At 65.8% G+C, this 26,444-nt stretch carries 24 protein-coding genes and 2 tRNA genes; 13 read left to right on the plus strand and 13 right to left on the minus strand.

Annotated features, from left to right (window positions below):
• Nucleotides 1-26 precede the first annotated feature (26 nt).
• Both A1351_RS13510 and A1351_RS23995 read right to left on the minus strand, forming a co-directional pair.
• A complete protein-coding gene (locus A1351_RS13510) occupies nucleotides 27-569 on the minus strand; it encodes a DUF2185 domain-containing protein (protein ID WP_245291653.1) in 543 nt (180 codons plus the stop codon).
• Nucleotides 570-967: 398 nt separating this feature from the next.
• On the minus strand, nucleotides 968-1,312 hold the full coding sequence (locus tag A1351_RS23995) for a hypothetical protein (RefSeq protein WP_245291654.1): 345 nt from the start codon (nucleotides 1,310-1,312) through the stop codon (nucleotides 968-970).
• Nucleotides 1,313-2,063: 751 nt separating this feature from the next.
• Here A1351_RS23995 and A1351_RS13515 point away from each other — a divergent pair.
• The 4 genes from A1351_RS13515 to A1351_RS13530 all read left to right on the plus strand — a co-directional run bounded on the left by A1351_RS13515 (nucleotide 2,064) and on the right by A1351_RS13530 (nucleotide 6,016).
• Complete coding sequence (locus tag A1351_RS13515) at nucleotides 2,064-2,678, plus strand: hypothetical protein (RefSeq protein WP_024881067.1); 615 nt, start codon at nucleotides 2,064-2,066, stop codon at nucleotides 2,676-2,678.
• 157 nt (nucleotides 2,679-2,835) lie between these two features.
• The gene (locus A1351_RS13520) at nucleotides 2,836-4,227 is read left to right on the plus strand and encodes a DUF2252 domain-containing protein (RefSeq protein WP_064033232.1); all 1,392 of its coding nucleotides are present in this window, start codon (nucleotides 2,836-2,838) and stop codon (nucleotides 4,225-4,227) included.
• Complete coding sequence (locus tag A1351_RS13525; RefSeq protein WP_064033233.1) at nucleotides 4,224-5,018, plus strand: enoyl-CoA hydratase; 795 nt, start codon at nucleotides 4,224-4,226, stop codon at nucleotides 5,016-5,018. The genes A1351_RS13520 and A1351_RS13525 overlap by 4 nt, the downstream gene beginning before the upstream one ends.
• Nucleotides 5,019-5,032: 14 nt before the next feature.
• Nucleotides 5,033-6,016 (plus strand): threonine/serine dehydratase, encoded by a 984-nt coding sequence (locus tag A1351_RS13530; protein WP_083967324.1) that lies wholly within the window; start codon nucleotides 5,033-5,035, stop codon nucleotides 6,014-6,016.
• Between the two features lie 123 nt (nucleotides 6,017-6,139).
• Here A1351_RS13530 and A1351_RS13535 read toward each other — a convergent pair whose 3' ends face one another.
• A complete protein-coding gene (locus A1351_RS13535; protein WP_064033235.1) occupies nucleotides 6,140-7,123 on the minus strand; it encodes a hydrogen peroxide-inducible genes activator in 984 nt (327 codons plus the stop codon).
• 152 nt (nucleotides 7,124-7,275) lie between these two features.
• On the opposite strand from A1351_RS13535, the gene ahpC reads away from it, so the two are divergent.
• Both ahpC and ahpF read left to right on the plus strand, forming a co-directional pair.
• Nucleotides 7,276-7,839, plus strand: coding sequence for an alkyl hydroperoxide reductase subunit C (ahpC, locus tag A1351_RS13540; RefSeq protein WP_024881072.1), 564 nt, complete (start codon nucleotides 7,276-7,278; stop codon nucleotides 7,837-7,839).
• 210 nt (nucleotides 7,840-8,049) lie between these two features.
• Nucleotides 8,050-9,603, plus strand: a complete 1,554-nt coding sequence (gene ahpF, locus A1351_RS13545; RefSeq protein WP_064033236.1) for an alkyl hydroperoxide reductase subunit F — start codon at nucleotides 8,050-8,052, stop codon at nucleotides 9,601-9,603.
• Nucleotides 9,604-9,714: 111 nt separating this feature from the next.
• Here the strand turns inward: ahpF and A1351_RS13550 are convergent, their stop codons facing one another.
• From A1351_RS13550 to A1351_RS13565, 4 genes are all read right to left on the minus strand, one after another.
• Complete coding sequence (locus tag A1351_RS13550) at nucleotides 9,715-10,167, minus strand: FKBP-type peptidyl-prolyl cis-trans isomerase (protein ID WP_026599407.1); 453 nt, start codon at nucleotides 10,165-10,167, stop codon at nucleotides 9,715-9,717.
• 233 nt (nucleotides 10,168-10,400) lie between these two features.
• A tRNA-Thr gene (locus tag A1351_RS13555) sits at nucleotides 10,401-10,475 on the minus strand.
• A gap of 106 nt (nucleotides 10,476-10,581) precedes the next feature.
• A tRNA-Val gene (locus A1351_RS13560) sits at nucleotides 10,582-10,656 on the minus strand.
• Between the two features lie 51 nt (nucleotides 10,657-10,707).
• Nucleotides 10,708-11,400 (minus strand): HAD-IA family hydrolase, encoded by a 693-nt coding sequence (locus tag A1351_RS13565; protein ID WP_024881075.1) that lies wholly within the window; start codon nucleotides 11,398-11,400, stop codon nucleotides 10,708-10,710.
• 88 nt (nucleotides 11,401-11,488) lie between these two features.
• On the opposite strand from A1351_RS13565, the gene A1351_RS13570 reads away from it, so the two are divergent.
• A complete protein-coding gene (locus tag A1351_RS13570) occupies nucleotides 11,489-11,854 on the plus strand; it encodes a hypothetical protein (protein ID WP_018266706.1) in 366 nt (121 codons plus the stop codon).
• Between the two features lie 48 nt (nucleotides 11,855-11,902).
• On the opposite strand, the gene ychF is transcribed toward A1351_RS13570, so the two are convergent.
• Both ychF and A1351_RS13580 read right to left on the minus strand, forming a co-directional pair.
• The gene (gene ychF / locus A1351_RS13575) at nucleotides 11,903-13,000 is read right to left on the minus strand and encodes a redox-regulated ATPase YchF (protein WP_024881076.1); all 1,098 of its coding nucleotides are present in this window, start codon (nucleotides 12,998-13,000) and stop codon (nucleotides 11,903-11,905) included.
• Nucleotides 13,001-13,108: 108 nt separating this feature from the next.
• Nucleotides 13,109-14,992, minus strand: coding sequence for a serine hydrolase (locus tag A1351_RS13580; RefSeq protein WP_157096304.1), 1,884 nt, complete (start codon nucleotides 14,990-14,992; stop codon nucleotides 13,109-13,111).
• 129 nt (nucleotides 14,993-15,121) lie between these two features.
• Between A1351_RS13580 and A1351_RS13585 the strand changes: the two genes are divergently transcribed.
• The gene (locus A1351_RS13585; RefSeq protein ID WP_245291655.1) at nucleotides 15,122-16,513 is read left to right on the plus strand and encodes a murein L,D-transpeptidase; all 1,392 of its coding nucleotides are present in this window, start codon (nucleotides 15,122-15,124) and stop codon (nucleotides 16,511-16,513) included.
• 261 nt (nucleotides 16,514-16,774) lie between these two features.
• On the opposite strand, the gene A1351_RS13595 is transcribed toward A1351_RS13585, so the two are convergent.
• The 3 genes from A1351_RS13595 to A1351_RS13605 are packed head-to-tail and all read right to left on the minus strand — an operon-like array spanning nucleotide 16,775 to nucleotide 19,349.
• The gene (locus A1351_RS13595) at nucleotides 16,775-17,563 is read right to left on the minus strand and encodes an ABC transporter permease (protein WP_064033238.1); all 789 of its coding nucleotides are present in this window, start codon (nucleotides 17,561-17,563) and stop codon (nucleotides 16,775-16,777) included.
• The gene (locus A1351_RS13600; RefSeq protein WP_064033239.1) at nucleotides 17,560-18,327 is read right to left on the minus strand and encodes an ABC transporter ATP-binding protein; all 768 of its coding nucleotides are present in this window, start codon (nucleotides 18,325-18,327) and stop codon (nucleotides 17,560-17,562) included. The genes A1351_RS13595 and A1351_RS13600 overlap by 4 nt, the downstream gene beginning before the upstream one ends.
• A gap of 2 nt (nucleotides 18,328-18,329) precedes the next feature.
• The gene (locus A1351_RS13605) at nucleotides 18,330-19,349 is read right to left on the minus strand and encodes an ABC transporter substrate-binding protein (protein WP_064033240.1); all 1,020 of its coding nucleotides are present in this window, start codon (nucleotides 19,347-19,349) and stop codon (nucleotides 18,330-18,332) included.
• 298 nt (nucleotides 19,350-19,647) lie between these two features.
• Here A1351_RS13605 and A1351_RS13610 point away from each other — a divergent pair, with 298 nt between their 5' ends.
• From A1351_RS13610 to A1351_RS13620, 3 genes are all read left to right on the plus strand, one after another.
• The gene (locus A1351_RS13610) at nucleotides 19,648-20,454 is read left to right on the plus strand and encodes a creatininase family protein (protein WP_064033241.1); all 807 of its coding nucleotides are present in this window, start codon (nucleotides 19,648-19,650) and stop codon (nucleotides 20,452-20,454) included.
• A 116-nt stretch (nucleotides 20,455-20,570) separates the two neighbouring features.
• A complete protein-coding gene (gene eno, locus A1351_RS13615) occupies nucleotides 20,571-21,854 on the plus strand; it encodes a phosphopyruvate hydratase (RefSeq protein ID WP_024881083.1) in 1,284 nt (427 codons plus the stop codon).
• A gap of 152 nt (nucleotides 21,855-22,006) precedes the next feature.
• Entirely contained in the window at nucleotides 22,007-24,721 is a 2,715-nt protein-coding gene (locus A1351_RS13620) for a valine--tRNA ligase (protein ID WP_024881084.1), read from the plus strand.
• A gap of 76 nt (nucleotides 24,722-24,797) precedes the next feature.
• Here the strand turns inward: A1351_RS13620 and A1351_RS13625 are convergent, their stop codons facing one another.
• The gene (locus A1351_RS13625) at nucleotides 24,798-25,091 is read right to left on the minus strand and encodes a hypothetical protein (RefSeq protein WP_064033242.1); all 294 of its coding nucleotides are present in this window, start codon (nucleotides 25,089-25,091) and stop codon (nucleotides 24,798-24,800) included.
• Between the two features lie 269 nt (nucleotides 25,092-25,360).
• Between A1351_RS13625 and A1351_RS13630 the strand changes: the two genes are divergently transcribed.
• Together A1351_RS13630 and A1351_RS25380 are read left to right on the plus strand one after the other, a co-directional pair.
• Nucleotides 25,361-26,038, plus strand: a complete 678-nt coding sequence (locus A1351_RS13630; RefSeq protein WP_245267393.1) for a LexA family transcriptional regulator — start codon at nucleotides 25,361-25,363, stop codon at nucleotides 26,036-26,038.
• Nucleotides 26,039-26,161: 123 nt separating this feature from the next.
• Complete coding sequence (locus A1351_RS25380; protein WP_018267973.1) at nucleotides 26,162-26,329, plus strand: hypothetical protein; 168 nt, start codon at nucleotides 26,162-26,164, stop codon at nucleotides 26,327-26,329.
• Nucleotides 26,330-26,444 lie beyond the last annotated feature (115 nt).

The raw sequence follows: 26,444 nt of genomic DNA on the forward strand, positions 1-26,444 counted from the left end.
CGAGGGCCATGCGGTTTTGGAGCTGCTTACTCTTGCAGTACATAGTCGCCGGTATCGAAGTCCCGCATCAGGGACGTGCCGACCGGCGAATCGATCCACGTCAGGCAACTGTCGTCGAGGTTGAGCACCGCGCCCAACGCCACGTAAGAAAGCGAGCGGGCATCCATCTCGATATCGGTTGCCGAACCTTGCCGCCCCCGAATGCGCCAACCACTGTCTGGGTATTCGTCGCCCTCCTCCTCGAGGTTTGGTTCCTCACGATAGAGGAACTCGATCGGCTCGCTCCCATCAATGACGCAATCGTCGACCACGCATCGTTCCCAATATTCCCTTTGCGTCGAAGACGGAGGGGCCATTTCAGGATGGTCCCACTGGATCGCAATGATATGATGGCGCTGGAAAACGATGACATCACCTGGCGAGAGCGGGGAGGTCGGCTCGTCAGGCGAATTGCAGAGCGCGCCACGAAGAACGTCGCCATCCGTTTCGCCGACAGTCACCCACATCCGTTCCGTGGGCCATCTTTCCGTTTGATGCGTATAGTCGAACATCAGCTTGACGATGTCCATTGGCGCCACCGCGGCGAGCTCGTCTAGGGTCGGAAGAAAAAAAGTGTAGGGCGCATTCGCCGCGAGGGGTCGCGGATCGGCCAAGTCGTAAGCAGGAAAATCATGTGTGCTCATGAGTCGAGGCTAACAGCAGCTCGTCTCGGAGTATAGCGAATGACGCCAAGTTGGCGCTAATCGAGCTGTCGCTCTGCGTCTTGGGAGAGGTCGCTTATGGTTCAGAGTTCCTCGTTCGCCGTCCCCAACGGCCGGGCGGCGCCAGAAGGGGACGTTCGCACTGGTTCCATATAACGGGAACTATGCGAATGCTGCGTCCGCATGGGACGCAGTTCCATTTTCGTAAGTTGAGCGAAGGCCCCGCCTGACGGGCACCTCTCCTCGCACGATGAGGCGATTGATCGCTATTCGATAGCTATCTTAACGCGGTTAACACCGCCAGCTTTTTCCCATGCTTTGTAGCGATGATTTGCAGCACCAAAGCTGATGTTCATGAGTTCCGAAACAGCATAGCGAGTTTTGCCAGCATCAAAGTAGCGATAGCAAATTTCAACGCCGCGATTCGTGAGCTTTTCTAAGCCGCCTACGTCGTATTTGTTCGCTGGGTCTTTGGGGTCGAACTCCGAAGAGTCAGTGCTCTCTTCTGGGACAAGGAGCAGCCTAAGGCGCTCTAAAGCGGAAATGATGTTGTCGATAGCAGCGCCAACGGCAGCGGGGTCGTAGGGAGGTTGGTTGAGAGAGGGCATCATAATTCACTCCTTTCAGGCTTGGCACGAACTATGACTATCTGTAAATACCTTAAGGAAGCTGGTGTCAACCCACTTCTGTAACCTAGTTACAGAAATTTGGTTTGACGATAGGCGATGTTCAAAAATCACCGCCTTCGCAAGTCTGCACGACACCCCGAATTTTCAACCGCTTGGCTTGTGCAGAAGATACTGTCAAAAGTCGAGCGATGCTGTGGTCCAAGGTCAACCCGCTTCCGCGAAGGTCTCATTTGGGTCAAAGCCGAACCTCCCCACCGCCCGCCCCTTGACACATGCTGAAAATATTCCTATCTCCGCCCTCGCTCCCGCCGACGCAAGGGCGCGTTTCTCGGGTCAGGGAACGCGGGCGGGGGCCGGCTCCATCCGGGACGGCGACCCCCGTCCCTGGACAGGCGGCGCGTCGCCGGACCGGCGTTTCTCTCCCGTCCATAGGGAGAGCGAGAGCCGTTCCGTGAGCCCAGGCCATCGGAAGCGATCGGGTCCTGAATGTGAAAACCCAGGATTCGCGGGTCCGAATGCGCCTCGGGACGTCGACGAGAAGGCGAAGCCGCGTTTCGGGACGCTCCGGAACCGACAGAATTTCTTCGCGCTGCGGCCGAAAGGGGCCGGAGCGTCCCGAACCGCCCTTCCTCCCCCGCCGCCGCGAGGCGCCGGGCGCATCGGCGCGCCTTTGCGGCGCGCGGCGAAAAGGCGTAAACGAGGCCCGTCGCTCACAGCCGCAGATCGTTCCCCCATGAAGACTTACCTTTCCGCCGCTCTGGCTCTCGCTCTTTCTTGCGCCTTTGCTGCGCATGCGCAGCCGCAGGCGGCGGGGCAGAGCGATTGGCCCTGCCGTCAGGTGAAGGTGCAGAGCGTCGCCGTCGCTGGCGTCTGGACCGGCCCCTCGCTCGACGGCGCCAAGAGCTGGCGCGAGGATTCCGCGCTCGGCGATCTCGTGGCTCGCGTCAGCGCGCGGCGCACGCCGATCGAGACCGCGCAAAAGCTCGTCGCGGATCTCGCCGCGGCGGCGGGAGACAAGCGCAAGGAGCGGCTGACGGCGCTTTTTTCTGGCGTCTATGACACGCTCGAGGCCGAGCGCCGCGAAGTGCTCTCCGGGCTCGACCGCTATGGCGCCAAGCAGAAGCTGCTCGCCGAAAGGCTGCGCGAGGAGACGCAGGCGATGCGCGCCGAGCAGGACAAGCCGACGCAGGACGCGCAAAAGCTCAAGGACGCCAGCGAGGCGCTGCAATGGGATTTGCGCGTCTTCGACGAGCGGCGCCATGCGCTCTCCTATGTCTGCGAGACGCCCGCGCTCATCGAGCAGAGGCTCGGCGCGCTGGCGCGCGTCATAGAGGCGGCGATCGATTAACGCTCGGCTTCGATGAGGGGAAGCGGCTCGCGCCCTCCCCGGCCCAGATTCGGCGCTTCATCGAGATTTCGCGCAGCATTCGCCGTCCCCTCTCGGGGGAGGGTGAGGGAGGGACCTCCCAGCGCCGCGCTTTTGCTCGATTGCATGGAGAATTGCGATGCAGGAATATGGAGCCGCGCCTTCGCATCGACTGGTCTTGGCCGAGCGCTACGCCGCCGGCAAGGAGCGGCGGCGCTTCGTGCCGCGCGAAAGCCTCGCGGATTTCTCGCCAGTCGAGCGCGACCCCACTGCTATTCTCGCCGCCACGGACGAAGGCCGCGTCGCCTCGCTGCTGCCCATTCGCTATGAGCGCATGGCGCATTCGCCCTTCTCGTTTCTGCGCGGCGCCGCCTCGATCATGGCGCAGGATCTCTCCGCTCTGCCGACGCCGGGCCTTTCGACGCAATCTTGCGGCGACTGCCATTTGATGAATTTCGGCGCGCTTTTGTCGTCGGAAGGCAATGTGCTCTTCGACATCAATGATTTCGACGAGACTCTGCCCAATATCGACTTCACCGTCGATCTGCGGCGCCTCTGCGCGAGCTTCGCCGTCGCCGCTCTGGACGCCGGCCGCTCCGAAAAGCGCGCGCGCCATGCGGCCGAGCTCGCCGCGCGGGGCTATCGCCGACATATGCGCGGCCTCTCGCGTCTGTCGCCGCTGAAGGCGTGGCGCGACCGCATCGATCTCGTCCATGTCGCGGATGGGCTCGCCGAGCGGCTCGCGCGCAAATTGCGCGGCCTCGTCGCGGCGACGCGGCCCGATCGCGAGGACGATAATTTCCCGCATCTCGAATCGACGCCCATGGGCCTGCGCATAGAGGAGCGGCCGCCGCTCATCTATCACATCGGCAATGGCGGCTGCGACGCCACGCGTTTCGACATACCTGCGACCTTCACGAGCTGCGGCGCGACGCTCAATCCGGAAGTGGTCGCGCTGCTGCGCCGCTATGCGCTGACCGACACGGCGTTCAAGGTCGTCGGCATCGGCAGCGTCGGCACATTCTGCGCCATCGGCCTCTTCGCCACCGCCGACGACGAGCCTTTGTTCCTGCAATTGAAGGAAGCGCGCCCCTCCGTGCTGGCGCGGCTCGCGCCGGAGGCCGCGGCGCAATGGAAGGACGCCGAGGGCAAGCGCGTCGTGCATGGCCAGCGCGTGATGCAGGCCTCGACCGATCTCTTCCTCGGCTGGACCAAGGACGAATCCACCGGTCGGCATTTCTATGTGCGTCATTTGAAGAACCGTCGCCTCGGCTCGGTCGCGGAGCTCTTCGAGGAGCATGCGCTCGACGATTACGCCGCGCTCTGCGGCAGCGTGCTGGCGCGCGCCCATGCGCGCTCCGCCGACCCTGCGATCATCTGCGGCTATATGGGCAAGAGCGGCGCCTTCGACGATGCGATGGCGTCCTTCGCCATGCTCTACGCGGCGCGCAACACATGCGATCACGCCGAATTTCTCGCCTGGCGCGCCAAGGCGAAAAACGAAGCGCAAGGGAGCGACAAAGGCCGATGAGCGATTCGACACCGAAGCTGCACGCCGTCATCGCAGAGGGCGTCGCGCGCGTCCTCATCGACAATGGCGAGCGACGCAACGCCTTCGATTTCTCGATGTGGCGCGCATTGCCTCCGCTGCTGGCCGCGCTCGACGCGGACGAGACGGTGCGCGTCGTGGTGCTGACCGGCGCGCCCTCCCTGCCCTTTTGCTCCGGCGCCGATATTTCGGAATTCTCCACCGTGCGCGCGACGGCGGAAGGCGGCCGAGCCTATGAGCAGGCCAATGTCGAGGCTTTCGACGCGCTGTCGCGGCTGGGCAAGCCGGTGATCGCGGCGATCGCCGGCTATTGCATGGGCGGCGGCATGGGGCTCGCGGCGGCCTGCGATCTGCGCATAGCGGCAGAGGCTTGCGTGTTCGGCATTCCGGCGGGACGGCTCGGCGTCGGCTATCCGCCGGAAGCGATGAGCTATGTCGTCGCCGCCGTCGGCCCGCAGAACGCCATGGATCTCTTCTTCACCGCGCGGCGCATAAACGCCGAGGAAGCGCGCGCCGCGGGCTTCGTCTCGCGCGTGCTGCCGAAAGACGGATTCGACGCGGCGATCATGACGATCGCGCGCGGGATCGCCGCCAATGCGCCGCTCACTCTCCGCGCGGCGAAGGCGGCGATAAGACGCGCGGCAGGATTGCCGCATGCGCTCTCGGCGGAAGACTGCGAGAAGCTCACCGCAGCCTGTTTCGACAGCGCCGATTATGCAGAAGGCCGCACGGCGTTTCTCGAGAAGCGCGAGCCGAAATTCAATGGGAAATGAGCTGGGGAAATGACATGAGCGCGCCGCTCACGATCGCCGATGTGGAAGCCTCAGCAAAACGCATCGCTCCTTATATCGAGGCGACGCCATTGCTCACGGCGCCGCTGCTCGACGAGGAGATCGGCTTTCGCCTTTTGGTGAAGGCGGAAAATCTGCAGCCGATCGGCGCCTTCAAGCTGCGCGGCGCCTTCAATCAAATATTGCAATTGACGGAAGACGAGCGGCGCCGTGGAATCATCGCCGTCTCCTCCGGCAATCATGCGCAGGCGGTCGCCTTCGCCGCGCGCGCGATGGGCGTCGCGGCGACGATCGTGATGCCGCGCGACGCGCCCCGCGTGAAGCTCGAGCGCACGAAGGCGCTGGGCGCGCGCGTCGAATTCTATGATCGTCTGAGCAATGATCGCGATGCGATGACGCGCCGCCTCGCCGAGCAGGACGGGCTGCGCTTCATTCACCCTTACGACGATCCACGCACCATCGCCGGACAAGGAACCATCGGCCTCGAGATACTCGCGCAGACGCGCGCGAAGGACATTGCGCCGGATGCGATCATCGCCTCCTGCAGCGGCGGCGGGCTCGCCTCCGGCATTGCGCTGACCTTGCAACTCTTCGAGCGCGCGCCGCTGATGTTCACAGCGGAGCCCGCGGGCTTCGACGACATGCGCCGCTCATTGGAGAGCGGCGCCGCGCAAGTGAATCCAGCGCTCACCGGCTCGATCTGCGACGCTCTGCTCGCGCCGACCCCCGGCCGTCACACTCTGCCGATTCTGCTCGCCTGTGGCGCGCAAGGGCTCACGGCGACAGATGCGCAAGTCGAAGCCGCGATGCGCGTCGCCGCCGAGCATTTCCGCATCGTGCTGGAGCCCGGCGGCGCGGCGGCGCTCGCCTGCGCGCTCGAGGAGCGCGAGCGCTTCGCGGGAAAGACGGTGATCGTCATCGCTTCGGGCGGCAATGTCGATCGCAAGGACTTTGCCGCAATTCTCGATCGTTCGAGCTGAAGCGCCCCTCCCTCACCCTCCCCCGCTTTCGCGAGAGAGGGAAGCGGCAAACGCTACGCGAAACCTTTATGAAACGCGCAATCTGCCCCTCGCCCGCGCAGCGGAGGAGGGAGTCCCCGCACATCACTTGCGACGTGGGCCAGCCGCGCTCTTCCTCACGCCACGCGCGGGCGCTGTAGACACTTTCGCTTTCTCCACCGGCGCGGCCTCCGCCAAAAATCCCTCGAGCGCGCGGGCAAGGCGGCGGAATGTCTCCTTGCGCGCCGAGGAGGCGCGAAAGACGAGGCCGATGCGGCGGAAGGGCGCCTCGCCCGAGAGCGGCCGCACCACGAGATCGAGCCCGCGCAATATTCCGGCGTCCAGCGCCATTTGCGGCAGCAACGTCACGCCGAGCCCATTGGCGACCATTTGCGCCAGCGTGTGCAGGCTGGTGCCCTGAAAGGCCACATTGCGCCGCGCGCCCTCGAGCGCGCAGGCGGCGAGCGCATGATCGCGCAGGCAATGGCCCTCCTCGAGCAGCAGCAGATCCTCGACCGCCATATCGTCATGGCCGACGGAAGCGAGACGGCTGAGCCTATGGCCCGGTGGGCAGACGACGACGAAAGGATCTTCGCCGAGATCGATCGTCTCCATGCCGCGTGAGGGATAGGGCAGCGCCAGCACGGCCGCGTCCAATTCGCCGGCGTCGAGACGCGCCAGCAGAGGCTCGGTCTGCTCCTCGCGCAGATAGAGCTTCAGCTCTGGAAAGGCGGAGCGCAGCCGCGGCAGCACGCGCGGAAACAGAAACGGTCCTATGGTCGGTATGACGCCGAGCCGCAGCGGCCCGGACATGGGCGCCTGGGCGGCGCGCGCCAGCTCGACGATATCCTGCGCCTCGCGTAGCAGCGTGCGTGCGCGCTCGGCCAATTCGCGCCCCACCGGCGTCGGCGAGACCTTGCGCTTGGTGCGCTCGAAGAGGCGCACGCCGAGCAATTGCTCGAGCTCCAATATTCCGGCGCTGAGCGTCGATTGGCCGACGAGGCAGACCTCGGCCGCGCGGCCGAAATGCCGCTCGTCCACGACGGCGACCAGAAAACGCAGCTGCCTGAGGGTGGGCAAAACCGCCATCCGCACAGCATAATCGTTAAATTCGATTATTGAAGCCTGTTTTTTTCGCTTTTATCGATGGTGAAACCCCTCTAGGTTCCCGGGCGTCTTCCCCGAAGGCCCGCGGACTCATCCGCCTCTCGCGCGCCTTCACCACTCGAGGAGAAAATCGAATGTCTCTCATCGGCTCCGAGATCAAGCCGTTCAAGGCGACCGCCTTCCACGCCGGCAAGTTCGTCGACGTCACCGAAGCCACGCTCAAGGGCAAGTGGTCGGTGTTCTTCTTCTATCCGGCCGACTTCACCTTCGTCTGCCCGACCGAGCTCGAGGACCTCGCCACCAACTACGCCGCCTTCAAGGCGGTCGGCGTCGAGATCTACGGCGTCTCCACCGACACGCATTTCGCGCATAAGGCTTGGCACGACACCTCGCCGGCGATCGGCAAGATCGAGTATCCGCTGGTCGGCGATCCGACGCTGACGCTGAGCCGCAATTTCGACGTGCTGATCGAAGAGGCCGGCCTCGCCGACCGCGGCACTTTCGTCATCGATCCGGACGGCAAGATTCAGATCGTCGAGATCAACGCGGGCGGCGTCGGCCGCAATGCGCTCGAGCTGCTGCGCAAGATCAAGGCTGCGCAGTATGTCGCGGCGCATCCGGGCGAGGTTTGCCCGGCCAAGTGGGAAGAGGGTCAGAAGACGCTCGCTCCCTCGCTCGACCTCGTCGGCAAGATCTGATTTCGCTTCACGCCTCCGGCCGGTTCGCCGGCCGGGGGCGCTCTACCCGCCCCTCGCCCGCAGCTTCCGTCCCTCATCCTGAGGCGCTTTTTGCGGAACGCAAAAAGCCTCGAAGGATGCTCCAGAACGCGCTGCGGCGCACCCTTCGAGACGCCTGCTGCGCAGGCTCCTCAGGGTGAGGGGATTGTTCTCGAAAATCGGGAGTCGAAGATGCTGGACGCCGCTCTGAAAACCCAGTTGCAGGCCTATTTCGCGCGCATCGTCACGCCCATCACGCTCCGCGCCTCGCTCGACGACAGCGAGAAATCCACAGAGCTCGCCGAACTGCTGCAGGAGGTCGCGAGCGTCTCGGACAATATCTCCTATGTGCGCAGCGACGATGATTCGCGCCGCCCCTCTTTCGCGATCGAGCGTCAGGGCGCCGATATCGGCCTGCGCTTCGCCGCCATTCCGGGCGGACATGAATTCAACTCCTTCGTGCTGGCGCTGCTGCATGTCGGCGGCCATCCGCCCAAGGAGGACGAGGAGACTCTCGCGCGCATAAAGGCGCTCGATGGCGAATATCGCTTCGAGACCTATTTCTCGCTCACCTGCCAGAACTGCCCCGAGGTGGTGCAGGCTCTCGACACTATGGCGGCGCTCAATCCGCGCGTGCGCCATGTGGCGATCGACGGCGGCCTCTTCCCCAAGGAGGTGGAGGAGCGCGGCATAATGGCCGTGCCCGCCGTTTATCTGAACGGCGAGCCCTTCCAGCACGGCCGCGCGACGCTCGAGCAGATTCTCGACAAGCTCGACGCCGGCGCCGGCGAGAAGAAGGCCGCGTCCATTTCCGCCAAGGAACCCTTCGACGTGCTGGTGGTGGGCGGCGGCCCGGCGGGCGCCGCGGCGGCGATCTACGCCGCGCGCAAGGGCGTGCGCACCGGCATTGTCGCCGAGCGTTTCGGCGGCCAGGTGCAGGACACGGCGGGCATAGAGAATTTCATCTCGGTTCCGCACACGGAAGGCCCGCAAATGGCGGCGGCGCTGGAGCGTCACGTCGCGGAATATTCCGTCGATGTGATGAACGGCCAGATCGCCTCGGCGCTGGTTCCCGCAGCCGAGGCCGGCGGTCTCGCGGAGCTGAAGCTCGCCAATGGCGCGACGCTCAAATCGAAGACGATCATTCTGGCGCCGGGCGCGCGCTGGCGGCGCATAAATGTGCCGGGCGAGACGGAATATATGACCAAGGGCGTCGCCTATTGCCCGCATTGCGACGGGCCTTTGTTCAAGGGCAAGCGCGTCGCCGTGATCGGCGGCGGCAATTCCGGCGTGGAAGCCGCGATCGATCTCGCCGGCCTCGCCTCGCATGTGACGCTGCTCGAATTCGACGCGAAGCTGCGCGCCGATGGAATCTTGCAGGAGAAGCTGCGCTCGCTGCCCAATGTGACGATTCTCGTCTCGGCCCAGACAACGGAGATTCTCGGCGACGGCGCCAAGGTGACGGGTCTCGTCTATCGCGACCGCGAGAGCGAGGCCACGCGCACTGTCGAATTGGAAGGAGTGTTCGTGCAGATCGGACTGCTGCCCAACACGGAATGGCTGAATGGCGCAGTGACGCTCTCGCAATATAAGGAGATCGAGATCGACCGCCGCTGCCACACCTCCGCGCCGGGCGTGTTCGCGGCCGGCGACGCCACGACGGTTCCCTATAAGCAGATCGTCATCGCCATGGGCGAAGGCGCGACGGCGGCGCTGTCGGCCTTCGACCATCTGGTGAGAATGTGATGCGAGTTCGCTTCTCGGTCTATGCGAGAAGCGTGAGCCGCGAAGCAATCCAGAGCGCCCCTCGTCTCTGGGTTGCTTCGCTCCGCTCGCAGTGACGACGGCGCGCGCCGGTCAGATCTGGCCTTTGATTTCCAAGAGCTCGACATCGAAGATGAGCGTGGCGTTGGGCGGAATCACGCCGCCGGCGCCGCGCGCGCCATAGCCCATCTCAGGCGGAATGACGAGCGTGCGCTTGCCGCCGACCTTCATGCCGAGAATGCCCTTGTCCCAGCCGGGAATCACTTGTCCGGCCGAAAGGCGGAACTCGAAGGGCTGGCCGCGGTCCAGCGAGCTGTCGAACTTCTTGCCCTTGGCGCCGTTCTGCGCGACCCAGCCGGTGTAATGCATTTTCAGCATCTGCCCCGGCTCCGCGCCGGCGCCGGTTCCGACCTTGGTGTCGGTGATCTTGATTCCGGTGGCGGTGGTGGTCGTCGCAGGGCTCTGCGCGATCACCGGGAGCGGCGCGGCGACGAGCGCCAATGCGGCGAGGACGGGCAGAGCGTGAAAACGGAATACGGCGCGCATGTCGGGTCCTTTGGGAATAGGGCGCGGCGAGCAGCCCTGCGCGCATCGGCGAGGGCGGTCGAGCGGCGCCGCCGATCATCGGCCGTGGGTCGGCCTTCGTGACCTTTTCGGGCGTCGCCACGGGCCTGTCTGCCTGCGGCGCAGGCGGGTGTCAACCAGCGGCGGACCAAGCGAGGCGAAGCTCGCTCTGCGCTTTCGGGACAGTGGACAGCCGGGAAGTCGCGCGGGTGGGATGGTGCTGCAAGAGAGGATTGAACTCTCGACCTCTCCCTTACCAAGGGAGTGCTCTACCACTGAGCTACTGCAGCGTCGGGCGGCCTTGTGCCACAGTGATCGCGACTGCGCAAGACATTCGCCGCGCCTATCCGCCGAGCGGAAGGAGGAAAATCGTCGAAAGGGGAAAAGTGGAGCAAATGGTGGGCGGCACAGGGATTGAACCTGTGACCCCTCCCGTGTGAAGGGAGTGCTCTCCCGCTGAGCTAGCCGCCCGAGGGCCTCACCGAGGCCGAACAGTTCTGTAAGAGACGACGGCGTCTCCCGTCAAGTGCATGCGGAGGCTTCCAGCACGCCGAGCGAGGCCACGGCCTCCCATAATTCGTCGAAATGCGAGATCACCCGGTCGGGGCCGAAGGACGAGACCGGGGTCTCCGTATAGCCGAAATCCACCGCGACCACAGGCACGCCGGCGTTTTTGGCCGTCGCTATGTCGGTCTGCGAATCGCCGACCATCACCGCGCGCGCCGCATGGCCGCCGGCTCTTTCGATCGTCAGCGTCAGCGCGCTCGCGTCGGGCTTGTGCGCGGGAAAAGTGTCGCGGCCGCAAATGGCCGCGAATCGCCCGGCGACGCCCAGGCGCTCCAGTAGCAGCACGGCCAGCTCCTCGGATTTATTGGTGCAGACGGCGAGCGCGAAGCCGGCCTCGGCGAATCGCTCCAGCGCCGCTTCCGCTCCGGGGAAGAGCCGCGTCTCGACGGCGATTCGCTCGCGATAATGGGCGATAAACTCGGGAAACAGCGCCTCGACCCGCTCCGGCGGGAGCGGCGCGCCCGTGGCCGCAAAACCACGCTCGATCATCGCCCGCGCGCCGGCCCCGGCCAGCGTGCGCACGGCGGAGAGAGGCACGGGCATGCGGCCGTCGCGCTCCAGCAGCACGCCCAAGGTCGCGATGAGATCGCCGGCGGTGTCGGCCAGCGTGCCGTCGAGATCGAAGACCAGAGTCGGCGCGCCGACCATTCGCTGCCCCTACCCTATTCGGCGCCGTCTCGCGATTGCCGCATCGGCGTGTAGACTGCGCCCTGTGATTCGTCGAAGGAGTGTAACCTTGCGCGCAGCCATTCGTCTCCTCTCTCTCGGGGCCGCCCTGGCGGCGCCCGCGGCGCTCGCCGGCAATTACGAGTTTCTCGCCGCCCCGCAGACCGATCTCAACCGCGTGTTTCGCCTGGACCGCGCCAGCGGCGAGGTAGGGGCCTGCCAATATGGGCTGAAGGAGGGGGCAGCCGTCGGCGTGACGCTGTGCTATCCGCCGGGCGAGGGCGCCAAGGCGGGGCAGTTCAGCGAATATGCGCTGATCGCCTCCCGCCATACGGGCGAGGGCGGCGTGTTCCGCGTCGATCTGCGCTCGGGACAGATGTCGATCTGCTTCGTCTTGAACGAGAGCTCGGTGGTCTGCACGCCGCCGGCGAAATAGCGAGACCCCGAATAGGAGACAGCGAGCCCGAAGGCTCGCTTTCGCCGATCAATTGTTGAAGCGGAAATGCAGCACGTCGCCGTCGGCGACGACATATTCCTTGCCCTCGAGCCGGAACTTCCCCGCCTCGCGCGCGCCCGCTTCGCCGCGCAGCGCGACATAATCCTCATAGGCGATCGTCTCGGCGCGGATGAAGCCCTTCTCGAAATCGGTATGGATCACCGCCGCCGCCTGCGGCGCGCGCGTGCCCTGCTCGATCGTCCAGGCGCGCGCCTCCTTGGGTCCCACGGTGAAATAGGTGACGAGGCGCAGCAGCGTATAGCCGGCCCGGATGACGCGGTTGAGGCCCGGCTCCTCGAGCCCGACCGCCTCGAGATAGTCCTTCTGCTCCTCGGCCGGCAGCACGGCGATCTCGCTCTCGATCTTGGCCGAGACGACGACGCTCGCCGCGCCCTCCTCGCGCGCCCGCGCGGCGACTTTCTGCGAGAAGGAATTGCCCTCCGCGGCGGCGCCCTCCTCGACATTGCAGACGTAGAGAACGGGCTTGGACGACAGCAGGCCGAGACCGGCGAGCGCTTCGCGCTCCTCCGGCGCGATCACGACGAGGCGGGCGGGACGGCCCTCGCGCACCAGATCGAGGCAGCGGCGCATCAGATCGAGCAGCTCCTTGGCGTCCTTGTCGCCGCCTTTGGCCTTCTTCTCGAGCGGAACGACGCGCTTTTCCAGGCTCTCGAGATCGGCGAGCATCAGCTCGGTCTCGATCGTCTCGATGTCGCGGATCGGATCGACGTCGCCCTCGACATGGGTGATGTCGCCGTCCTCGAAGCAGCGCACCACATGGGCGATGGCGTCGCATTCACGGATATTGGCCAAAAACTGATTGCCGAGCCCCTCGCCCTTGGAGGCGCCGCGCACGAGGCCGGCGATGTCCACGAAGGTGAGGCGCGTCGGGATGATCTGCTTGGAGCCGGCGATCTCGCAGAGCTTTTCGAGGCGCGGATCGGGCACGGCGACGTCGCCGACATTGGGCTCGATCGTGCAGAAGGGATAATTGGCCGCCTGCGCCGCCGCGGTCTGCGTCAGCGCGTTGAAGAGGGTCGACTTGCCGACATTCGGCAGGCCGACGATTCCACATTTGAAGCCCATGGCGTCCCGTTTCCTCGCGCAATCTCGCTGCGGCGCGGTATGGGCGGGACCGGCGCAAAAGGCAAGGGGCGCGCGAGAACAGGGGCGCGCGGGCGCGCCCCGCCTCCTTCAGTAATTCAGCGTCGTTCCGGCGATGTGGAAGGTCACGAAGACATAGGCGATCATCAATGCGCTCGTCGCCAGCGCGCTCTGATGGAGGCGCGTCCAGGCCCCGCCGACGCGCCGGCGCCAGAAGGCCGAGGCCGCGTAGAGGGCGATCGCCGCCCCCGCCACGCCGAGCCAAGCCAAAGCGTAAATGGCGATCAGCGCCGGATCGAGCGCGTCGTTCATGACACTCGGATCTGTTCTCGCAAAGAGCGCGACCAAAGCCGCGACGACCAGAAGATCGGCGAGGAGCGCGAGCCTCGCGGCGGCGAGGAGCCGGCGATCGCCCGCCGCCAATGGGGCGGGCCGCCTCCGCCAGCGCCGCCACAGAGCGGCGGCCGGCCAGGCCACGAGCGAGAGAGCGCCGAAGGCGAGGCTGGCCAGCAAAGCGGGCGCGATCCAACGCGCGTCGAGGCGCCAGGGAACGCGCTGCCAGCGCATCGCGATCATGTCGAAATAAGGCGGATCGCCGAGGACCGGCGCGAGGCGCATGCCGCCCGGCCCCTCGAACACATTGTCGCCGGCCGGCTTCATCGCGCGGCTCTCGCCGAACGGCCATGCGGCCGAGGACATGCGCAGCCCGCCATCCGGCTCGACGCGAACAACGATTTGCGACAGCAGAGCCGAAGCCCGCAAGAAGCTCGAATCGGCGCGTCGGGTGGACTGATAGACGCCCTCGAGACGCCGGTCGGCCGGGCCGGCGGCGAGCTGCGGCGCCGTCGCCTGCGGCAGCAAGCGCCCGGCTATGGCCCTCGCAATGTCGGGCGCCTCCTTCTGATCGCTGAAGCCGTCGCGCGAGACGAACACGCCGAGCCCCTGGTCGCGGAACAGCTCCAGATCGCTGATGAAGGCCAAGGTGCCGCCGCCATGGCCCACGGCCTCCGCGCCGCCGATGCGACGGCCGAAGAAGACGAGACCGAGCCAGCCCGCCGCCGTCGGCTCATGCGGCGTCAGCATCTCCCGCAGCCGCGCCGCCGGCAGGATGCGCGCGCCGTCGAGCTCGCCGTCATTCAGCAGCGCACGCATGAAACGGCCCATATCCTCGCCGGTCGCGGAGAGCGCCCCGGCGGGAGCGGCGTGGATGGTCTCGAAAAACCCGAGCGGCTTGCCGCGTGAGCGGTAGCCCTTCGCCGCCAGGGGCGCGAGCGTTTCCGGCAGAGGCTGGCGGAAGCTGCTGCGCTCCATGCGCAGCGGCGCGAGAATGTGGCGCGCGACATATTCCGCATAGCTCTCGCCGGAGACGCGCTCGACGACCAGGCCGGCGAGCGCGAAGCCGTAATTGGAATAGGCCGGAACATCGCCCTGCGGAAAAAGCCGCGGCGGCCGCGATTTTTCGACCCAGGCGGCGAGCGGCATGGGCGCTCCGCCGGCGAAGAACAAATCCCTTCCATGCTCCTCGAAGCCGGCGCGATGGGTGAGCAAAAGACGCATCGTCACCGGCTTTCCGCCCGGCGGCGTCGGTATCGCGAAGCCGACATAGTCGGAGACGTCGCGATCGAGATCGAGCTTTCCCTGATCGACGAGCTGCATCGCCGCTATGCCGGTGAAGAGCTTGGAGATGGAGCCCGGACGCGCCAGCGTGCGATCCGCAGAGAAGGGACGGCCCGCCTCCTTATCTGCGAGACCATAGCCTTTGGCGAAGATCGGGCCGTCGCGACCCACCACCACCACAACGGCGCCGGCGCCGCCATGGTCGACCCATTCCGTCATGAGCGGATCGACGACCCCGGCGACGTCGCTCTCCAAGAGAGCGGCCGGCTCGGCCGCGCCGTGGAGACAGGCCGCGAAGAATACGGCGATAGCGAACGAAAAAAATCGCGCGAGACGCGCGAGACGAAAACGCAGCATTTCGAAAATTCCCTTTCTCGGAAAGGCGCATCGCCGGCGCACGGGTTGACCGCGAGCCCCGCAAGGCGGAAAAGCTCCGACGAGAGCAGCGTCGGCGACTTTTCGGGCGCGATTCTGGCGCGGAACGATATGCGAAACAAGTTACGGATCGGACAGGCTCGTCGCGCGATCGCGACATTCGCGGCGGCGGGATTGCTCGCCGCGCCGCTCTTTCCCGCGCTGGCGCAGACGGCCGCAGAGCCGCCGGCTCCTCCCGTGGCCCCGGCCGCTCCCGCCGCGCCGGCGCCGGTCCCCGTGGCTCCTCCGGCGGCCCAAGCCCCGGCTCCTGCTCCTGCCTCTGCGCCCGCCGCCCCGGCCGAGCCCGGAGCCGCGCCGACGGCCGCCGCGCCCAAGCCCAAACCAAAGCCGAAGCCCAAGCCCGCGCCGCCGCGCGAGATGGCGCTCTCCGACGATCCGACCCCTGCGCTGCAGCCCGAGACCTTCTTCGCCACCTCGCTCGCCTCCGAGCGCTATGCGGCCATCGCCGACGCCGGCGGCTGGCCCAAGGTGGGGACGCCATTGCAGCCCGGCGGGCGCGGCAAGGCGGTGGCGGCGCTGCGCAAGCGCCTCGCCGCAGAGGGCGATCTGCCGGCGGAAGCCGCCGGCGGCGAGGCCTGGGACGCGGGCCTCACCCAAGCGGTGAAGCATTTTCAATTCCGCATGGGGCTGAGGCAGACCGGCGTGGTCGCCGGCGCGACGCTACGCGAATTGGACGTGCCGGCCTCGGTGCGCTTTCGCCAACTGGCCTCCTCGGCGCAGCGGCTCGCCGGCAATGATTTCCCCTTCGGCCCACGCTATATCGTCGTCAACATCCCCTCTGCAGCGGTCGACGCCGTGGAGAACGGCCATGTCGCGCGGCGCTATACGGCGATCGTCGGCGATGTCGAGCATCCTTCGCCCGAGGTCGAGGCGAAGATCGGCGCGGTCAATCTCAACCCCACATGGACAGTCCCGGTCTCGATCATCAAGAACGAGATCATGCCCAAAATGCAGAAGGACCCGTCCTATCTCGCCAAGGCGCGCATTCGCGTCTTCGACAATCACGGGACCGAGATCGAGCCGAAATCGATCAATTGGGCCAGCGAGCGGGCCGTCAATTACACGCTGCGCCAGGACAGCGGCGCGCAGAACTCGCTGGGCTCGATCCGCATCGCAATGCCCAACAAGCATGCGGTCTATATGCACGACACGCCGAGCAAGCGGCTCTTCGCCAGCGACTACCGCTTTCTCTCGCATGGCTGCGTGCGCGTCGAGGGCGTCTATGACCTCGCGGCCTGGCTGCTGGAAGGCGCGCCGGGCCAATGGGACAGGGCCGCGATCATGTCCAAGATCGGCGGCGAGCGTCAGGACGTGACCCTGCCCAAGCCCGTGCCGGTCGTCTGGGTGTATATGACCGGATGGGCTTCCGCGAATGGAACCGTTCACTTCCGCAACGATATATATGGGGTGGACGCGGTTGGCGAAGCGCGCGGAGAGCGCTGATTCGCTCGTCCCTTCGGAGGAACGATGCGCGGCGCTTCGATCGTTTTCGCCCTGGCCTTCTCAGGCGCTCTCTGTGCGGCAGCCGCAGAGCGGCGCTCCCCTCCGCCGCGGACGGCGGAGACCGTCGTCGTCCTCCCCGTGCAATATTGCGAGAAAATGTGCCCGCAGGACTTCGCGCCCTGTGATCCGCCTTATTTCAAGACCGCCGATGCGCGCTGCGCACAGGTCGGCGCCGGGCGATGAGGCGCGGAGAAGGATGCGCTAATCGTCCAATCCGCGCGCGCTCTCGTGCCAGCGTGAGAGGGCGAGGCGCGACAGCGCCGTCAGCCCCGCATAAATAACGATTCCCGCCAGCGACACCAGCGCCAACGCCGCGAACATGCGCGGAATGTCGAGGCGATAGCCGGCCTCCGAAATGCGGAAGGCGAGGCCCGCCCCCTGCCCCGCGGCGCCGGCCGCGAGCTCCGCCGCTATCGCGCCGATGAGCGCCAGCCCGCCGCCGATGCGCAGCCCTGCGAAAAATTGCGGCAGCGCCGCCGGCGCGCGCAGATAGACGAGCTTGCGCCAGGGCGAGGCGCGATAGAGATCGAAAAGCTCGACCAATGAGCGATCGACCGAGGCGAGGCCGAGCGACGTATTGGCGAGAATGGGGAAGAAGGCGACGAGAAACGCGCAGACCAGCACAGCCTCGGCGGGGGCGAGATAGACCAGCAGCAGCGGCGCTATGGCGATGATGGGCGTCACCTGCAGCACGATGGCGAAGGGCATCAGCGCGCGCTCCATCCAGCGCGAGCGCGAGATGAGCAGCGCGAGGGCCACGCCGCCGATCGTCGCCAGCGCCAGCGCCTCCAGCGCCGTCGTCAGCGTGACGAGGAGCGAGGCGAAGAGAATGTCCCTGTCCTTCACCAGAGTCTCGGCGATGAGGCTCGGCGCCGGCAGCACATAGGCCGGAATGGCCCAGAAGCGCACCGCCGCCTCCCAAGCGGCGAGCGCGGCCGCCAGCACGGCCAGCGGCAACAACGCCTCGCGAAGCGGGCTCGTTTGCGTCATCGCAGCTCCTCCCCATAGGCGCTGCGCAGAGCGGCGGAAGCGCGCCGGCAATATTGCGCGAACTGGGGACTCGTGCGGAATTCTTCGTCGCGCGCGATGGCCGCATCTATGTCGATCGTATCGACGATCGCGCCGCCGCGCGCGGCGAGCGCGAGAATGCGCGTCGAGAGATAGACGCTCTCGTAAATGGAATGCGTGACGAAGACGATCGTCGTCTCCAACCTCTGCTTCATCGCGAGAAGATCGTCGCCGAGACGAAAGCGCGTCACCTCGTCGAGCGCGGCGAAGGGCTCGTCCATCAGCAGCAATTTCGGCCGCGTCACCAGGCCGCGCGCTATGGCGACGCGCATCTTCATGCCGCCGGAGAGCTGGCGCGGCAGCGCCGTCTCGAAATCGGCGAGGCCGACGAGCGCCAGCGTCTCGCGCACCAGCGGCGCGGCGGCCTCGCGCGTCTTGCCGGCGAGACGCAGCGGCAGATAGACATTGGCGAAGACATCGGCCCAGGGCAGCAGCGTCGCCTCCTGAAACACGAAGCCGATGTTGTGCGCCGCGGCCGAGTCGCGCCAATCGATGACGCCGGCGCTCGGCGTCGCGAGGCCGGCGATGAGCCGCAGCGCCGTGGATTTGCCGCAGCCCGACGGGCCGAGCAAAGTCAGAAACTCGCCGTCGCGAAGATCGAGATCGAAATTCTCGAGCGCCGCGACGCCATTGGCGAAGCTTTTGCCGATCCCGCGCAGCGAGACCAGAGGCTCCGCGACGCCCATCGTCACTGCGCCCCCGCCGCATGCGACGGCCGCAGCTCCAGCCCGACCTTCTTGTTAACGAAGCGCGTGGTGTAGCCTTGCGCTATGGCGAGATCGGCGGGGAAGACGCCGGCCTTGGCCATTTTGTCGAAGAAGCTGCGCAAGCGCGCGTCGGTCATCACGCCAATGCCGAGGCTGAGCGAATCGCCGGAGTCGACGATGCCGCGCTCCTTCAGCTTCTCGACGGAATAAGCGAGCTGGCCCTCGGACATTTCGGGATTGTCCTTGCGGATGGCGGCGTTGGCGGCGCTATTGTCGCCATAGATGTAATGATACCAGCCGATGATCGACGCGTCGACGAAACGCTGCACGAGATCGGCCTTGGTCTCGATCGTCTCCTTGCGCGTCTCGATCGTCGTCGAATAGCTGTCATAGCCGTAATCGGCGAGCAGGAAGACATTGGGCGTGAAGCCGCCCTGGCGCGCGATCTCGAAAGGCTCGGAGGTCAGATAGCCCTGCTGAATCGATTTCTTGTCGGCGAGGAAGGGCGCCGAGTTGAAAGTGTAGGGCTTGATCTTCTCTTCCTTGAAGCCATAGGCCTGTTTCAGCCATTGATAGACCGAGACGAGATTGTCATTGCCGATGAAGGCCGTCGCCTTGGGCAGATCCTCGAAGCGATCGAAGCCCTCGCCCGGATGCGACATGAAGATGATCGGGTCCTTCTGGAACATGCTGGCGACGGCGACGATGGGCGCCTTCTGCTGCACAGCGGAGAAGGTCTGGATGAGATTGGCGCCCATGCAGAAATCGACGCGGCCGGCGGCGAGCAGCAGCCGGGCGTTGGATTGCGGACCGCCCTGCAATATTGTGACGTCCAGGCCGTATTTGGCGTAAGTGCCGTCGACGAGGGCTTGATAAAAGCCGCCATGCTCGGCCTGCGCCCGCCAATTGGTGGCGAAGGAGACCTTGTCCAGCGCGAGGGCCGGAAGGGCGGAGAGGAAGAAAGCCAAAGCCGCGATCTGTGCTGCGAAGCGTTTCGTCATCGATTGCCTCACCTCGATTTTTTCAACGATCTTCGGGTTCTCCCTTCTCCCACTCTGTGGAGAAGGGCGGTGAAGAAGCATATCCCCAACCCTCGTCCTGAGGAGCCGCCGTAGGCGGCGTCTCGAAGGACGGCCGCGAGCTGAAATCAAAGGATACGGCCCGCTGCCGTCCTTCGAGACGCCCGCTTCGCGGGCTCCTCAGGACGAGGGTTGCAGTCATTATTCCTCCACCCGGTCGCCGCAGAAGGATTCGCCCCCGCTATGGCGATCCCCGTCCGAAAGGTCTACCCTCTCCGCCATGCTGCCGTCCCGCTATTGGATCGACCTCGCCACCATCGACTACCGCGACCTCGAGATGGAGCGCGTCATCGCCGTGCTGCCCATCGCCGCCGTCGAGCAGCATGGGCCGCATCTGCCGGTCGGCGTCGATTCGCAGATCATGCGCGGCATGATCGAGCGCGTCGTGGACCGCCTGCCGGACGATCTCGACGCGCTGTTCCTGCCATTGCAGGCGATCGGCGTCTCCATCGAGCATGGCGATTTTCCCGGCACGCTCAGCCTCTCGCATGAGACGGCGCTGCGCCTTCTCTGCGAGATCGGCGAAGGCGTCGCCCGCGCCGGCTGCCGCAAGCTCGTACTCCTCAATTCGCATGGGGGCAACTCGGCGCTCATCTCGCAAGCGGCGCTCGAGCTGCGCATTCGCCGGGAGCTGCTCGCCGTCGCCTGCTCCTGGCATCGCTTCGGCTATCCCGACGGCCTGTTCGGCGAGGAGGAGATCCGCCTCGGCATCCATGGCGGGGAGATCGAGACCTCGCTGATGCTCGCGCTCGCGCCGGATTTCGTCGATATGGCGCGGGCGCGGCATTTTCGCTCCGCCAGCGCCGATTTCGAGCGCGATTTCACCTGGTTGCGCGCCGACCGGCCGATCGGCTTCGGCTGGAAGACGCAGGACCTCTCGAAGGAAGGGGCGATCGGCGACGCCGCGGCGGCCAGCGCCGCCAAGGGCGAGGCCGCGGCCGATTATTGGGCGACCGCCTTCGTCGAGCTGCTGCGCGACGTCGAGGCCTTCGATCTCGAGCGTTTCGCCGGCGCGCCGCCGAAATAGCGCCGGAAACGCAACAGGGAACCGGCCTTTCGCCGTCTTTGGAGGCTTTCGCCTCGGCGCGGTTCGGTCTACAACGCGCGCAACTGCGCAGCCAGACGCTCCAAAGAGGCCCCGATATGACCGAAATCATCGATATTCACGCTCGCGAGATACTCGATTCGCGCGGCAATCCCACGGTCGAGGTCGAGGTCGTGCTGGAGGACGGCTCCTTCGGCCGCGCCGCCGTGCCGTCGGGCGCCTCCACCGGCGCCCATGAGGCGGTGGAGAAGCGCGACGGCGACAAGACCCGCTATCTCGGCAAGGGCGTGCTGGACGCCGTGCAGAGCGTCAATGAGGACATAGCGGGCGAGCTCGTCGGCTTCGAGGCCGAGGATCAAGTGGCGGTCGACGAGGCGCTGATCGAGCTCGACGACACGCCGAACAAGTCGCGGCTCGGCGCCAACGCCATTCTGGGCGTCTCGCTGGCCGTCGCCAAGGCGGCCGCCGACGCCTCCTCTCTGCCGCTCTATCGCTATATCGGCGGCGTGCAGGCGCGCGTGCTGCCAGTGCCGATGATGAACATTATCAATGGCGGCGCCCACGCCGACAATCCGATCGACTTTCAGGAATTCATGATCCTGCCGGTCGGCGCGCCCACCGTGCGCGAGGCGATCCGCTGGGGCGCGGAAGTTTTCCACACGCTGAAAGCCGCGCTGAAGAAGGCCGGCCTCTCCACCTCCGTGGGCGACGAAGGGGGCTTTGCCCCCAATCTCCCCTCCGCCGAGGCGGCGCTCGACATCATCGTCGAGGCGATCGTCACGGCGGGATTCGTGCCGGGCGAGGACATCTATCTCGGCGCCGACGTCGCCTCGACCGAGTTCTTCAAGAACGGCAAATATGTCTATGAGGGCGAGAAGGTCACGCGCACCATAGAGGAGCAGGTCGCCTATCTCGCCAAGCTCGCCGAGGCCTATCCGATCGTCACGATCGAGGACGGCATGGCCGAGGACGATTGGGAGGGCTGGCGCCTCCTCACCGACACGCTCGGCGACAAGATCCAGCTCGTCGGCGACGATGTCTTCGTCACCAATGTCGAGCGCCTGGCGCGCGGCATCGACGAGGACGTCGCCAATTCGCTGCTGGTGAAGGTCAATCAGATCGGCACGCTGACCGAGACGCTCGCCGCCGTGGAGATGGCGCATCGCGCCGCCTATACGACGGTGATCTCGCATCGCTCCGGCGAGACGGAAGATTCGACCATCGCCGACATCGCCGTCGCCACCAATAGCGGGCAGATCAAGACCGGCTCGCTGGCGCGCTCGGACAGAGTCGCGAAGTATAATCAGCTCATCCGCATCGAGGAGGAGCTGGGATCGGCGGCCATCTACGCCGGCCGCAGCGCGCTGAAGGCGCTGGTATAAAGCCCTCACCCTCCCCCGCTCACGCGGGAGAGGGAAGTCGGCGACATTGCGCGAACTTTGGATGAAGGCCCGAATCTGCTCCCTCTCCCGCAAAGCGGGGGAGGGTTGGGGAGGGGGCCTTCGACACGGATATTCGGCTCTCCCCCATGCCCATGGAAAAGACCTTCGACCCCTCGACCATCGAAGCGCGGATGCGCGAGCTCTGGGAAGAGGCGGGCGCCTTTCGCGCCGGCCGGCCGGAGCGCGCCGGCGCGAAGCCTTTTTCCATCGTCATTCCGCCGCCGAACGTCACCGGCTCGCTGCATATGGGCCATGCGCTCAACAATACGCTGCAGGATATTCTCGCGCGCTATCATCGCATGCGCGGCGACGATGTCCTGTGGCAGCCGGGCACCGACCATGCAGGCATAGCGACGCAGATGGTGGTCGAGCGCAAGCTGATGGAGCGCCAGCAGCATCGCCGCGAATTGGGCCGCGCCAAATTCTTGGAAGAGGTCTGGGCCTGGAAGGCGGAGTCGGGCGGCGTCATTGTCGAGCAATTGAAGCGGCTCGGCGCCTCCTGCGACTGGTCGCGCGAGCGCTTCACGCTGGACGAAGGGCTTTCCCGCGCCGTGGTGAAAGTCTTCGTGCAGCTCTATCGCGATGGGCTCATCTATAAGGACAAGCGCCTCGTCAATTGGGACCCGAAGCTGCTGACCGCCATCTCCGATCTCGAGGTGCAGCAGATCGAGGTGAAGGGCCATTTGTGGCACTTCAAATATCCGGTGGTCTATCACGACGGCCAGCCGACCGGCGAGTTCATCACCGTGGCGACGACGCGCCCCGAGACCATGCTCGGCGACACGGCGGTGGCCGTGCATCCCGAGGACGAGCGCTACACGAAATTGGTCGGCAAGAATGTGCGCCTGCCGCTGGTCGGTCGCCTCATCCCTATCGTCGCGGATGAATATTCCGATCCCGAGAAGGGCACGGGCGCGGTGAAGATCACCCCCGCGCATGACTTCAACGATTTCGAGGTCGGCCGCCGGCATGGTCTGCGCCTCATCAATGTGCTCGACGCCGAAGGCGCGGTGACGCTGAAGGACAATGCGGATTTCTTCGAGCATGTCGCGCCCTCTCCCGAGCTCGACATGACGGTCGCCGCTCTGCACGGCCTCGACCGCAACGCCGCCCGCGCGCGCGTGGTGGCGATGATGGAGGAGCATGAGCTGCTCGCCGAAGTGTCGGACCATAAGCATATGGTGCCGCATGGCGACCGCTCCGGCGCCGTGCTGGAGCCGCGTCTCACCGACCAATGGTATGTCGACGCCAAGACTCTGGCGCAGCCGGCTCTCGCCGCGGTGCGCGAGGGCCGCACCAATTTCGTGCCGAAGAATTGGGAGAAGACCTATTTCGATTGGCTCGAGAACATCCAGCCCTGGTGCGTGTCGCGCCAGCTGTGGTGGGGCCATCGCATACCGGCCTGGTATGACGAGGACGGCAATGTCTTCGTCGAGGACAGCGAGGAGGCCGCCCTCGCCGCCGCACGCGCGAAGCACGGACGCGACGTGGCGCTGACGCGCGACGAGGATGTGCTCGACACGTGGTTCTCTTCCGCGCTCTGGCCCTTCTCGACGCTCGGCTGGCCCGACGAGACGAAGGAGCTCGATCGCTATTATCCCACCAATGTTCTGGTGACGGGCTTCGACATCATCTTCTTCTGGGTCGCCCGCATGATGATGATGGGCCTCTATTTCAAAAAGGAGGTCCCCTTCCACGACGTCTACATTCACGCCCTCGTCCGCGACGAGAAGGGCGCCAAGATGTCGAAGTCGAAGGGCAATGTCATCGATCCGGTGCACCTCATCAACGAATATGGTGCCGATGCGCTGCGCTTCACCCTCGCCGCCATGGCGGCGCAGGGGCGCGACATAAAGCTCTCGACGCAGCGCGTCGTGGGCTACCGCAATTTCGCGACCAAGCTGTGGAACGCCTCGCGCTTCGCCGAGATCAACGGCTGCGCCCGCGTCGCCGGCTTCGATCCGAAGAATAATCAGATCACGCTCAATCGCTGGATCGTCAGCGAGGCGGCGCGCGCCTCCGCCGAGATCGCCGCGGCGATCGAGGCCTATCGCTTCAACGACGCCGCCAATGCGGCCTACCGCTTCGTCTGGAACCAGCTCTGCGATTGGTATCTCGAGCTGGCCAAGCCCCTGCTGCAAGGCGAGGACGGCGCCGCCAAGGACGAGACGCGCGCCACCACGGCGTTCCTGCTCGATCAGACTTACGCGCTGCTGCATCCCTTCATGCCCTTCATCACCGAGGAGCTGTGGGGCGTCAAAGGTTTCGAAGGTCCCGCGCGCGAGACGCCGCTGGCGCTGGCGCAATGGCCCGATCTTTCCGGCCTCGAGGACGCCGCCGCGGAAGCGGAGATCGGCTGGATCGTCGATCTCGTCTCCGAAGTGCGCTCCGTGCGCTCGGAGATGAATTTGCCCGCCGGCGCGGAAGTTCCTCTCGTCCTCGTCGGCGCCGACGCTGATGTGCAGTCGCGCGTGACGCGCTGGGACGAGACTTTGCGCAAGCTCGCGCGCCTCTCGCAGATCGGCTTCGTCGACGCCGCGCCCAAGAGCAGCGCGCAATTGATCGTGCGCGGCGTTCTCGCCGCCATACCGCTGGAAGGCGTCATCGATTTCGCGGCGGAGAAGGTGCGTCTCGCCAAGGAGACCGCCAAGCTCGAAGGCGAGGCGAAAAAGATCGAGGCCAAGCTCGGCAACGCCGATTTCGTCGCCCGCGCGCCGGAAGAGGTGGTGGAGGAAAATCGCGAACGCCTCGAGGAGACGCGCGAGCGCATCGAGAAACTGACAGCCGCGGCCAAGCGCCTCGGCTGAACCTCATCCCGAGTCCTGCCGTCGTCCCGAAGGACGGCGGCTCGGATCGCCGCGCGGCCCTCGCAGAGACAGCCGCCTAATCGGCGAGGCGAGGCGCGCCGCTCCTTTCCATTGCGATCTCCTTCGCAATGTCGTCGATCGCGCGCCGCAACGTCTCCTCGAGCACCGCCGATCCGCCCCGCGCCAAGGCGTAGATCGCCTCATCCGTCTTTTGCTCGATTATCCGCAGCGTGAAACCATTCGGCGACTCGCATCCCGATCGCGCCAAGGAGAGATCACGCAGAGCGAGCGCGAATTGCCCGCGCGTCGCCAACAACATGCGCGCGAGCGAGAGAACCAGGGCGAATTGCCGATCGCCGGCGTCGCCCATCCGCGCGGCGCCCGGGAGTTCCCTCGCCTGATTGTCATTGCACAGCGGCGCGACGCCCGTTTCCGTGGGACGGCGACGGTCCCGACGCCCAAACCAATCCGCGTCACGCAGGCCGTCGCGTCGGACGAAATCTCTCCAACTGCAAATCATGGGCGCAACAAGCCGCACGGTGACACGCCACATCCGGCGTGTTAACCGTAAATGGAAACCAACTCCGCGCCGAAGGTCCCGCATTCGCGCGTCTCTGTCAAGCAAATATGAGAGAGTGCGTGCCGGAAACGAAGGCAAATCCCGTATTCGACAGAGCCGGCCTCGCGCAGAGATTGGGCCAGGCGGTCGATGCGGCGGGCGGTCCGGCCAGAATCTTGCGGGACGCGGGCGTCACCTCCTCCACTTATAGCCGTTATCTCAATGGTGAGACCGAAGCCTCCGCCGAGAAGCTCGGCCGCATCGCCGAGGTGACGGGCGTCTCGCTCGACTGGCTGGTGCTGGATCGCGGCGCTCCCATATTCGAGGCCGGCGCGCCGCCGGCGATTCCACTCGGCCCGGATATGGCGCAAATCCCGCCGCTGCGGATCGGCGAGGCGGCGGAGCGCGAAATCGCCGGCGAGCGGATCGCCTTTCCGCGCGCTCTGCTGCGGCGCCTCGGAACCGAGATCGAGGCGCTCGAATTTTTGCGCGCGCGCGGCGATTCCATGCGGCCGACGATAGAGGATGGCGCGATCGTGCTGATCGACCGCTCGCAGCGGGACATCATCGGCGACGCCGTCTATCTCGTCTCGCTCGACGATGGCCCGTTGATCCGTCGCGTGCGCCGCAATGTGGATGGCGCGATCACGCTGATCTCCGACAATCGCGCCTGCTACGAGCCCGAGAGGCTGGAGCGCGCCGACGCCGAGCGCCTCTGCGTCCACGGCCGCATTCGTTGGACCGAATCGCTGCTCTGACGCGCCCTGGACCCCTCCGCTTTCACGAATTGGCGGTGTCAAAGCCGCAGTCGTCTCGCCATCGTCAGCATGGCCGAGCCATTCGGCCGTGCGACCAATGAAGAAAAACCAACGGAGGGAACAATGGCGTTGAACGTTCATGGCGGCACGAATTACGGCAAGATCGTCATATGGGCGGTCGGCCTCGTCGCCTTCGTCGCCGTCGCGCTGACGAAGGTTCCAGAATGGATTTCCCCCAAGAGCGCGAGCGTGACCGGCGACACCGGCGCCACCACGCGCATGATCAATTGAGGAACGCGCGGCGAGCCGCAATTCATCTGAATTCGTCTCGTTTCGCTTCGCCCCGCGCGCCCGAGCGGGGCGATTTTTTTTGCGCGCGACGCTGGACCGATCGTGCCCCTTGGAG

The sequence above is a fragment of the Methylosinus sp. R-45379 genome, assembly GCF_001644125.1.
Classification (GTDB): domain Bacteria; phylum Pseudomonadota; class Alphaproteobacteria; order Rhizobiales; family Beijerinckiaceae; genus Methylosinus.

Bases quoted from the DNA above. Each gene is read 5' to 3' on its own strand.
- A1351_RS13525 (WP_064033233.1), top strand. From the start codon at position 4,224: ATGAGCGATTCGACACCGAAGCTGCACGCCGTCATCGCAGAGGGCGTC.
- ahpF (WP_064033236.1), top strand. From the start codon at position 8,050: ATGCTGGACGCCGCTCTGAAAACCCAGTTGCAGGCCTATTTCGCGCGC.
- A1351_RS13550 (WP_026599407.1), bottom strand. From the start codon at position 10,167: ATGCGCGCCGTATTCCGTTTTCACGCTCTGCCCGTCCTCGCCGCATTG.
- A1351_RS13625 (WP_064033242.1), bottom strand. From the start codon at position 25,091: ATGGGCGACGCCGGCGATCGGCAATTCGCCCTGGTTCTCTCGCTCGCG.
- eno (WP_024881083.1), top strand. From the start codon at position 20,571: ATGACCGAAATCATCGATATTCACGCTCGCGAGATACTCGATTCGCGC.
- ahpC (WP_024881072.1), top strand. From the start codon at position 7,276: ATGTCTCTCATCGGCTCCGAGATCAAGCCGTTCAAGGCGACCGCCTTC.
- A1351_RS13580 (WP_157096304.1), bottom strand. From the start codon at position 14,992: ATGCTGCGTTTTCGTCTCGCGCGTCTCGCGCGATTTTTTTCGTTCGCT.
- A1351_RS13605 (WP_064033240.1), bottom strand. From the start codon at position 19,349: ATGACGAAACGCTTCGCAGCACAGATCGCGGCTTTGGCTTTCTTCCTC.
- A1351_RS13610 (WP_064033241.1), top strand. From the start codon at position 19,648: ATGCTGCCGTCCCGCTATTGGATCGACCTCGCCACCATCGACTACCGC.
- A1351_RS13530 (WP_083967324.1), top strand. From the start codon at position 5,033: ATGAGCGCGCCGCTCACGATCGCCGATGTGGAAGCCTCAGCAAAACGC.
- A1351_RS13595 (WP_064033238.1), bottom strand. From the start codon at position 17,563: ATGACGCAAACGAGCCCGCTTCGCGAGGCGTTGTTGCCGCTGGCCGTG.
- A1351_RS23995 (WP_245291654.1), bottom strand. From the start codon at position 1,312: ATGATGCCCTCTCTCAACCAACCTCCCTACGACCCCGCTGCCGTTGGC.
- A1351_RS13585 (WP_245291655.1), top strand. From the start codon at position 15,122: ATGCGAAACAAGTTACGGATCGGACAGGCTCGTCGCGCGATCGCGACA.
- ychF (WP_024881076.1), bottom strand. From the start codon at position 13,000: ATGGGCTTCAAATGTGGAATCGTCGGCCTGCCGAATGTCGGCAAGTCG.
- A1351_RS25380 (WP_018267973.1), top strand. From the start codon at position 26,162: ATGGCGTTGAACGTTCATGGCGGCACGAATTACGGCAAGATCGTCATA.
- A1351_RS13520 (WP_064033232.1), top strand. From the start codon at position 2,836: ATGCAGGAATATGGAGCCGCGCCTTCGCATCGACTGGTCTTGGCCGAG.
- A1351_RS13510 (WP_245291653.1), bottom strand. From the start codon at position 569: ATGGACATCGTCAAGCTGATGTTCGACTATACGCATCAAACGGAAAGA.
- A1351_RS13535 (WP_064033235.1), bottom strand. From the start codon at position 7,123: ATGGCGGTTTTGCCCACCCTCAGGCAGCTGCGTTTTCTGGTCGCCGTC.
- A1351_RS13565 (WP_024881075.1), bottom strand. From the start codon at position 11,400: ATGGTCGGCGCGCCGACTCTGGTCTTCGATCTCGACGGCACGCTGGCC.
- A1351_RS13515 (WP_024881067.1), top strand. From the start codon at position 2,064: ATGAAGACTTACCTTTCCGCCGCTCTGGCTCTCGCTCTTTCTTGCGCC.
- A1351_RS13600 (WP_064033239.1), bottom strand. From the start codon at position 18,327: ATGGGCGTCGCGGAGCCTCTGGTCTCGCTGCGCGGGATCGGCAAAAGC.
- A1351_RS13620 (WP_024881084.1), top strand. From the start codon at position 22,007: ATGGAAAAGACCTTCGACCCCTCGACCATCGAAGCGCGGATGCGCGAG.